Source organism: Bradyrhizobium genomosp. III, assembly GCF_000261705.1.
GTDB lineage: Bacteria > Pseudomonadota > Alphaproteobacteria > Rhizobiales > Xanthobacteraceae > Bradyrhizobium > Bradyrhizobium ottawaense.
The window spans coordinates 1-8,786 of record NZ_AJQF01000106.1 but is presented as its reverse complement, the minus strand read 5'-3'; the positions used below and the strand labels follow the sequence as shown (position 1 = coordinate 8,786).

Annotated in this window: 9 protein-coding genes and 1 pseudogene; 7 read left to right on the top strand and 3 right to left on the bottom strand. The window is 63.6% G+C overall.

Going from position 1 to position 8,786, the window contains the following annotated elements; genetic code table 11:
- A partial coding sequence (locus IC66_RS0110250; protein ID WP_038947552.1) for a thiamine pyrophosphate-dependent enzyme occupies window positions 1-229 on the top strand: 229 nt, incomplete at its 5' end.
- Between the two features lie 151 nt (window positions 230-380).
- Here the strand turns inward: IC66_RS0110250 and IC66_RS0110245 are convergent.
- On the bottom strand, window positions 381-1,760 hold the full coding sequence (locus tag IC66_RS0110245; protein ID WP_038947551.1) for an LLM class flavin-dependent oxidoreductase: 1,380 nt from the start codon (window positions 1,758-1,760) through the stop codon (window positions 381-383).
- Between the two features lie 262 nt (window positions 1,761-2,022).
- On the opposite strand from IC66_RS0110245, the gene IC66_RS0110240 reads away from it, so the two are divergent.
- The 6 genes from IC66_RS0110240 (at window position 2,023) to IC66_RS0110215 (ending at window position 7,749) form a co-directional block, all read left to right on the top strand.
- Complete coding sequence (locus tag IC66_RS0110240; RefSeq protein WP_038947550.1) at window positions 2,023-3,408, top strand: M20 family metallopeptidase; 1,386 nt, start codon at window positions 2,023-2,025, stop codon at window positions 3,406-3,408.
- A gap of 101 nt (window positions 3,409-3,509) precedes the next feature.
- Window positions 3,510-4,421: an amino acid ABC transporter substrate-binding protein gene (locus IC66_RS0110235; protein WP_028140042.1), complete on the top strand. Its 912-nt coding sequence runs from the start codon at window positions 3,510-3,512 to the stop codon at window positions 4,419-4,421.
- A gap of 115 nt (window positions 4,422-4,536) precedes the next feature.
- Complete coding sequence (locus tag IC66_RS0110230) at window positions 4,537-5,268, top strand: amino acid ABC transporter permease (protein ID WP_038947549.1); 732 nt, start codon at window positions 4,537-4,539, stop codon at window positions 5,266-5,268.
- Window positions 5,269-5,272: 4 nt separating this feature from the next.
- Window positions 5,273-5,965 carry an amino acid ABC transporter permease gene (locus IC66_RS0110225; protein ID WP_028140044.1) on the top strand — a complete coding sequence of 231 codons (693 nt, stop codon included), beginning with the start codon at window positions 5,273-5,275 and terminating at the stop codon, window positions 5,963-5,965.
- 12 nt (window positions 5,966-5,977) lie between these two features.
- Window positions 5,978-6,709: an amino acid ABC transporter ATP-binding protein gene (locus IC66_RS0110220; protein ID WP_028140045.1), complete on the top strand. Its 732-nt coding sequence runs from the start codon at window positions 5,978-5,980 to the stop codon at window positions 6,707-6,709.
- A 179-nt stretch (window positions 6,710-6,888) separates the two neighbouring features.
- Window positions 6,889-7,749, top strand: a complete 861-nt coding sequence (locus tag IC66_RS0110215) for a D-amino-acid transaminase (protein WP_038947547.1) — start codon at window positions 6,889-6,891, stop codon at window positions 7,747-7,749.
- Window positions 7,750-7,914: 165 nt separating this feature from the next.
- On the opposite strand, the gene IC66_RS0110210 is transcribed toward IC66_RS0110215, so the two are convergent.
- Both IC66_RS0110210 and IC66_RS0110205 read right to left on the bottom strand, forming a co-directional pair.
- Window positions 7,915-8,376: a carboxymuconolactone decarboxylase family protein gene (locus IC66_RS0110210; RefSeq protein ID WP_038947546.1), complete on the bottom strand. Its 462-nt coding sequence runs from the start codon at window positions 8,374-8,376 to the stop codon at window positions 7,915-7,917.
- A gap of 27 nt (window positions 8,377-8,403) precedes the next feature.
- Window positions 8,404-8,786, bottom strand: a pseudogene (locus tag IC66_RS0110205) (EmrB/QacA family drug resistance transporter); the annotation flags it as partial.

Genomic DNA, 8,786 nt, shown 5'->3' with positions numbered 1-8,786 from the left:
TGGCGGCTACCGTATCATCAAGCAGCGCCTGCTCGCCTTCCATGACGACGACAATTATGTCGGCATGGATTTCGTCGATCCGCCCGTCGATTTCGCCGGCGTCGCCAAGGCGCTCGGCTGCGAGGCGATCAAGGTCAGCGATCCCAGAGAGCTGAAGGCGACACTGGCGTCGGCGTTCAATCGGCCGGGGACGAAGTTGATCGAGGTCATGGTGGACGGGAAGGTGTAGCCCCGCTGTCGTCCCGGCGAACGCCGGGACCCATACCGCATGATCTATCGATCGCGGCTGCTCCCAATCCCGAACGACCAATCCTCGCCAAAACTACTCCCTGGGGTTATGGGTCCCGGCGTTCGCCGGGACGACACGGCGTGTGTGGCGCCTACCCCTTCCTCCCCACCCGATACCCCGCCGCCGGATGCGGCGCATCGAGCCTTGCGCGACCTTCGCCAAACAGCTTCTCCCGCAGCGTGCCCTTTGCGTATTCCGACTTGTACCGTCCGCGCCGCGTCAGCTCCGGCACCAGCATGTCGGCAATGTCCTCGAAGTCGCCGGGCGAGACCGCAAACGCGACGTTGAGGCCGTCGACGTCGGTCTTCTCGAACCAATCCTCGATCTTGTCCGCGACCATCTCCGGCGTGCCGACCACGACAGGGCCGGCGCCGCCGATGCCGACATGCTCGATGACGTCGCGCACGGTCCAGACGCGGTCCGGGTCGCCCCGGGTGACGTTGTCGAGCGCGCTGCGACCGGCGTCGTTCTGGACGTGACGCACTTGCTGGTCGAGCTCGTAGCCGGAGAAGTCGATGCCGGTCCATCCCGACATCAACGCCAGCGCGCCTTCCGGATTGATATGCGACCGGTAGTCGGCATATTTCGCCGCAGCTTCCGCTTCCGTGTTGCCGAGGATGATTGTCATCATGTTGAACATCAGGATCTCAGCCGGATTGCGGCCGACCGCGGCGGCCTCCTGGCGGATCGCCGACACGCGCGGCCCGATGATCTTGGCCGACGGTCCCGACATGAACACGCATTCGGCGTGACGTGCCGCGAATTGCCGACCGCGCGGCGAGGTGCCGGCCTGGTAGAGCACGGGCGTGCGCTGGGGCGACGGCTCGCTGAGGTGAATGGTGTTGTTGATGCGATAGTTTGCGCCCTCATGGTTGACGCGATGGACTTTGGCGGGATCGGTGAAGATGCCGCGCTTGCGGTCGCGCAGCACGGCGTCGTCTTCCCAGCTCCCTTCCCATAATTTGTAGACCACCTCCATGTATTCGTCCGCGATGTCGTAGCGGTCGTCATGCCCGGTCTGCTTGTCCTTGCCGGCGCCACGCGCGGCACTGTCGAGATAGCCGGTGACGACGTTCCAGCCGATCCGCCCTTCAGTGAGATGATCGAGCGTCGACATCCGCCGCGCGAACGGGTAGGGCGGCTCGAACGACAGATTGCTGGTGACGCCGAAGCCGAGATTTTGCGTTACCGCGGCCATTGCCGAGAGCAGCAGCAGCGGCTCGTTCGACGGCGTCTGCGCAGCGTTGCGCAAGGCCGCGTCAGGGCTGTTGCCGTAGACGTCGTAGACGCCGAGCACGTCGGCGAGGAACAATCCGTCGAAACGGCCACGCTCCAGCGTCCTGGCAAGATCGATCCAGTAGGGCAGGCGGTTATACTCGGCGGTGCGGTCGCGCGGATGGGTCCACAGGCCCGGCGACTGGTGCGCGACGCAATTCATCGCAAAGGCATTGAGCCTGATCTGCTTGGCCATGATCGTTCCCCGGCGCTCTATACTGAGCGCTCTTCGAATGGTAGATGTGCGCCCGAACTTGGCGAAGTTCTTGCATATAACCTGCGCTTGGCAAGGCCAAAATCAGCGGGCTGCCGCCTTTGGCAAGCCAATCTCAAGAGAGCAAGAACGAAATCCCAAGAGAACTACAAGAGAAGTACAAGAGCTATCCAAGTCCCTGCCACTTTCGAAGGCCACCCTGTCTCGGGTAGGGTCCTTCGCCTCGAAGTCCGAAAAGAAAATCATGACCAGAGCCGACGCCATCGCCCGCGCCCGCGAGGATTTCAAATCCGGTGCGTTCCTCGCTGAACTCGACCGCCGCGTCGCCTTCAAGACCGAAAGCCAAAATCCCGCGCGCGGCCCCGAGCTGCGCGCCTATCTGGAACAGGAGATGGTGCCGGCCTTCGCGGCGCTCGATTTCACCAGCCGCATCGTCGAGTCCCCCAGTGGCAAGTCGCCATTCCTGTTCGCCGAGCATCACGAAAGCGCCTCCGCGCCGACCGTGCTGATCTACGGCCATGGCGACGTCGTCGACGGCATGGAGGGCGAGTGGCGCGAGGGCCGCGATCCCTGGCGCACGACGGTTGCCGGCACGCGGCTCTATGGCCGCGGCACCGCTGACAACAAGGGCCAGCACAGCATCAACATGGCGGCACTCCGCGCGGTGCGCGACGCCCGTGGCGGCAAGCTCGGCTTCAACGCCAAGTTCATCGTCGAGATGGGCGAGGAGATCGGCTCGCCCGATCTTGGCAAGGTCTGCGACCTCAATCGCGATGCGCTCAAGGCCGACCTGTTCATGGCCTCCGACGGGCCCCGTTTGTCCGCCGACCGCCCGACGCTGTTCCTGGGATGCCGCGGCGGCATCCGCATTCATCTGGATGTGAACCTGCGCGATGGCGGCCACCATTCCGGCAATTGGGGCGGCGTGCTCGCCAACCCCGCGACCATCCTGGTCAACGCGATCTCGACGCTGGTCGACGGCCATGGCCGCCTGCAGCTCGACGCGCTGAAGCCGCCGCGCCTCAGCAACCAGATCCGCAGCTATCTCGCCGACGTGCAGGTGGTGCCGACCGAGGACGAGCCGGCGCTTGCCGAGAACTGGGGCGAGGAGGGGCTGTCGGCCGCCGAGCGGCTTTACGCCTGGAACACGCTGGAAGTGCTGGCGATGTCATCGGGCAATATCGAGAAGCCGGCCAACGCCATTCCGGGCCATGCCAACGCCGTGCTGCAACTGCGTTTCGTGGTCGGCACCGAGGTCGGCGGCCTGATCGAGGCGGTCCGCGCGCATCTTGTCCAGAAGGGCTTTCCGATGGTCGAGGTGCGGGCGGCGCAGAGCTTTGCTGCATCGCGGACCGATTTCGACAGCCCCTGGATCAAATGGGCGGCGGATTCGGTGAAAGAGACCACGGGGAAACCGCCGGCGGTGCTGCCGAACTTCGGCGGCTCGCTGCCCAACGACGTATTCTCCGAGATCCTGGGTCTGCCGACGATCTGGGTCCCGCACTCCTATCCCGGCTGCTCCCAGCATGCGCCCAATGAGCACATCCTGCTGCCATTGACGGAAGAAGCCTTGACGGTGATGGCCGGCCTGTTCTGGGATCTCGGGGAATTGCCCAAGCCGCTGACCTGAGCCCATTAACCTCTGCCGCAAGCCAGCCGAAAGTCACATTCTAATCCGGCCCAATCTGTGCTTGCATCCGGGCCGCATCATCCTGAAAGGGGACCAAAAAAGTGAAACATTTCCGTAGCATTGGGCTCGCGCTCGCCGCGACCTTCGCCGTCAGCCAGGCCGGGGCCCAGGAGCTGACAGGCACGCTGAAGAACATCAAGGACACCGGCGCCATCACGCTGGGCTTCCGCGACTCCTCGATCCCCTTCTCCTATCTCGACGACAACCAGAAGCCCGTCGGATTCGCGATGGACATCTGCTACAAGATCGTCGACGCCGTGAAGAAGGAGCTCAAGCTCGACAAGCTCGAGGTCAAGCTCAATCCGGTGACGTCGGCGACCCGTATCCCGCTGATGGCCAACGGCACCATCGACCTCGAATGCGGCTCGACCACCAACAATGCCGAGCGCCAGAAGCAGGTCGCCTTCACCAACACCCACTTCCTGACCGCCAGCCGCTACGTCTTCAAGAAGTCGAGCGGCCTGAAGTCGATCGACGACCTCAAGGGCAAGACGGTGGTCTCGACCGCGGGAACCACCAACATCAAGCAGCTCACCGAGGCCAACGTCGCGAAAAGCCTCGGCGCAAACATCATCCCCGCCAAGGACCACGCCGAAGCCTTCCTGATGGTCGAGACCGACCGCGCGGTCGCCTTCGTCATGGACGACATCCTGCTCGCGAGCCTCGTCGCCGGCTCGAAGTCGCCGGATGACTACGCCGTCTCCAAGGACGCGTTCTCCAAGCCCGAGCCCTACGGCATCATGCTGCGCAAGGACGACGCCGCCTTCAAGAAGGTGGTCGATGCGGCGACCGCTGCGCTCTATACATCCGGCGAGGCCCAGAAGATCTACGACAAATGGTTCACGGCCAAGATCCCGCCGAAGGGCCTCAACCTCAATACGCCGATCTCGGCCGAGCTGAAGAACGAGTTCGCGAAGCCTTCGGACTCGCCGAACCCGGACGACTATAAGTAAGATAACCTCGATCTTTCGATCGGGATCATGTCCGGCCACTCTTGACACAGGGGTGGCCGGACATTTGCATAGGCGGCCAGGATATCTCTGACTGGCGCGTTCGCGCGGGGGACACGTGAACTATAACTGGAACTGGGGAATCTTTTTCCAGCCGAACCCGATGGGGACGGGCACCTATCTCGACATGCTGCTGTCGGGCCTGGTGCTGACCCTGAAGACCGCGGCGTTGGCCTGGGTCATCGCGCTGATCACCGGCTCGCTCGTCGGCGTCATGCGCACGCTGCCGTCGAAGGGTGCGAACTGGTTCGGCTTCGCTTATGTCGAATTCTTCCGCAACATGCCGCTGCTGGTGCAGCTGTTCCTGTGGTTCTTCGTGCTGCCGGAACTGCTGCCGAAAGGCGCCGGCACCTGGCTGAAGCAGCTGCCGAACGCGCCGTTCTGGACGGCGGCGATCGGCGTTGGTTTCTTCATGTCGGCGCGCGTCGCCGTGCAATTGCAGGCCGGCATCGGCTCACTGCCGCGCGGGCAGAAGATGGCGGCGACCGCGCTGGGTCTGACCACCGCGCAGGGTTATCGCTATGTGCTGCTGCCGATGGCGTTCCGTATCATCCTGCCGCCGCTGACGTCGGAGTTCCTCAACACCATCAAGAACACGGCGGTCGCTATCACCATCGGCCTGCTCGAGTTGACTGGACAGGCGCGCTCGATGCAGGAGTTCTCGTTCCAGGTGTTCGAGGCCTTCACCGCCGCGACGCTTCTCTACCTCCTCGTCAACGCCGTCGTCGTGACCGCGATGCGCTTCCTCGAGCGCTGGGTCGCGATCCCCGGCTACATCACGGGGAAATAGCGCCATGTTCGGCAATCTCGATTTCGACGTCATCCGCCGCGCGCTGCCCTATTTGTTCTACGAGGGCATGACGTTCACCCTGACGCTGACGGGGCTCGCAGCTCTCGGCGGCCTGGTCTTCGGCACGGCGCTCGCGCTGATGCGGTTGTCCGGCTTCAAGATCCTCGGCCGCATCGCCGGCGTCTATGTCGACTTCATGCGCTCGCTGCCGCTGGTGCTGGTCATCTTCTGGTTCTACTTCCTGGTGCCCTATATCGGGCAATGGCTGACCGGCGCCTCGCGCCCCATCAGCGTCGGCGCGTTCGCATCCTCGCTCATCACTTTCATCATGTTCGAGGCGGCGTACTTCTCCGAGATCATGCGCGCCGGTATCCAGTCGATCTCGCGCGGCCAGCCGGCCGCGGCCAGCGCGCTGGGGCTGACCTACGCCCAGACCATGCGCTACGTCGTGTTGCCGCAAGCCTTCCGCAACATGCTGCCGGTCCTGATCACGCAGACCATCGTGCTGTTCCAGGACACCTCGCTGGTCTACGTCCTCTCGATCACGGACTTCCTGGGAGCGGCGAGCAAGGTCGCGCAGCGCGACGGGCGCCTCGTCGAAATGTACCTGTTCGCAGCTGTCGTCTACTTCACCATTTCCTGTATCGCGTCCTTCGGCGTCCGTCGCCTCCAGGCGCGCATCGCCATCATTCGATAGAGCGTGTCGGTCATGATCGAAATCAGCCACGTCAACAAATGGTACACTCCGAGCTTCCAGGTGCTGACCGATTGCACCACCAACGTCACCAAGGGCGAGGTGGTCGTGGTCTGCGGCCCCTCGGGCTCGGGCAAGTCGACGCTGATCAAATGCGTCAATGCGCTGGAGCCGTTCCAGAGCGGCGACATCAGCGTCGACGGCACCAAGGTCAACGATCCCAAGACCAATCTGCCCAAGCTGCGCTCGCGCGTCGGCATGGTGTTCCAGCACTTCGAGCTGTTCCCACATCTCAAGATCATCGACAATCTCTGCCTCGCGCAGCAGAAGGTGCTGGGCAGGTCGTCTGACAAGGCGGTGACGAAGGGCATGATGCTGCTGGATCGCGTCGGCCTGAAGGAACAGGCGCAGAAATTTCCCGCGCAGCTTTCCGGCGGCCAGCAGCAGCGCGTGGCGATCGCGCGCGCGCTCGCCATGGACCCGATCGTGATGCTGTTCGACGAGCCGACCTCGGCACTCGATCCCGAAATGGTCAGTGAAGTGCTCGACGTCATGGTCGATCTCGCCCATGAGGGCATGACCATGATGGTCGTCACCCACGAGATGGGGTTTGCCCGCAAGGTGGCGAATCGCGTGATCTTCATGGACCGCGGCGAGATCGTCGAGGACGCGGCGAAGGACGATTTCTTCGGCCAGCCGCGCAGCGACCGCGCGCAGAAGTTCTTGTCGAAGATCTTGTCGCATTAGCCGGTCGTCATCCCGGGGCGCGCGTAGCGCGAGCCCGGGATCCATACCCCGATGGTGGTTATGGATTCCGGGCTCATTCGCTGCGCGAATGCCCCGGAATGACGGATGAAGGGTTTATCGGGCGCGCCAAATCTCCTATACCGAGAGCCAAATCCCCCTTTCTCCCCAGGAGACCTGCCTTGGACCCGATCGCCTACGTCAACGGCTCATTCGTCCCGCTCTCGGACGCCAAGATCTCGGTCCTCGATCGCGGTTTTCTGTTCGCCGACGGCATCTATGAGGTCTCGGCCGTGCTCGACGGCAAGCTGGTCGACAACGCCTCGCATCTGGCGCGGCTGGAGCGCTCGGTCGGCGAGATCAGCTTGAGGCTGCCGGAGACGTTCGAACGCATCACCGAGCTGCAGAAGGAACTGATCGCGCGCAACAAGGTCACAAGCGGCCTCGTCTATCTCCAGGTGACGCGCGGCGCCGACAAGGGCCGCGACTTCCCCTTCCCCAAGGGCGACGTCAAGTCGAGCCTGGTGATGTTCACCTCGGAAAAGGACATCATCAACGCCGCCTCCGCAAAGACCGGCATCAATGTCATCACGGTGCCGGATATCCGCTGGGAGCGGCGCGACATCAAGAGCGTGGCCCTGCTGGCGCAGGTCTTGGCAAAGCAGGCGGCGGCCGAAGCCGGCGCCGGCGAAGCCTGGATGCTGGAAGACGGATACGTCACCGAGGGCGGCTCATCCTCGGCGTTCATCCTGACCAAGGACGACGTCATCGTGACCCGCAAGAACTCCAACGCGATCCTGCCGGGCTGCACCCGCAAGGCCGTGGTGGCGCTCGCCGAGGAACGTCAGCTTCGCGTCGAGGAGCGCTCGTTCACGGTGGCCGAGGCGCTGGCTGCAAAGGAAGCTTTTGCCACCTCGGCGTCACTGTTTGTCCAGCCCGTGGTTGCGATCGACGGCAAGAGGATCGGCGACGGCAAGCCCGGCCCGATGGCGACGAGATTGCGCGAAATCTACGTGGAGTTCGCCAAGGCGACGGCGGTCTGAGCCGCGTACCGCTGCCGTAGGGTGGGCAAAGGCGCACTTGCGCCGTGCCCACGTCTCTCTCGCTCTAGCTGACAGAAGGTGGGCACGCTTCCGCCTTCGCTCTACGAGCTACGGCGGACAAGTCGCTTTGCCCACCCTACGAGACCTGCCTCGGGGCGCGCCCCTTCACGCCGCCGACGCCTTCACCTTCACCGGATGAACCGCGCGGAACGCGATCGCGATCCTGTTCCAGGCGTTGATGGCGCCGATCAGCATGGTCAGGTTCACCGTCTCTTCCTCGGAGAACTGCGCGCGGACCTGCCCGTAGACGTCATCAGGCGCATGCGTCTGCGCGATCAGCGTGACCGATTCCGTCCAGGCCAGCGCGGCGCGCTCGCGACCGGTGTAGAGCGGGGATTCGCGCCAGGCATCGAGCAGGTAGATGCGCTGCTCGGTCTCGCCGCGCTTGCGCGCGTCCTCGGTGTGCATGTTGATGCAAAAGGCGCAGCCGTTGATCTGCGACGCCCGGATCTTGACGAGCTCGATCAGCGATTTCTCGAGCCCCGTGGACTGGATCTGCGTCTCCAGCGCCATCAGCGCTTTGATCGTGTCCGGCGCGGCCTGATAGTAGTTCATGCGGGGTTTCATGGTCGTTCTCCTTGCTGCTGGGTTGAGTCAGTGGGCACCACCGGCTGAGGTCTGGCCGGGCTTCTTCAGGAACAGGACCGCGGCGAGCGCGACGATCAGCGCCATGCCGAGCAGATAAAACGTGTCGCTGAAGGCGAAGATATAGGCCTGCTTCTGCACGATATGGCCAATCGCGACATAGGCGCGATGCGCCGCATCCGCACGGTCGAGGATGCCATGATTGACGAAATATTGCGTGAGCTGTTCCAGCCGTGTGCGGGTGGCCTGCTCGAACACCGAGACCGACTGCATCAGCACGTTGGAGTGATACTGCTCGCGCTTGGTCAGCACGGTCTGGAGCAGTGCGATGCCGACGGCGCCGCCGAGATTGCGCATCATGTTGAACAGGCCCGAGGCCGAGCCCGCGTTCT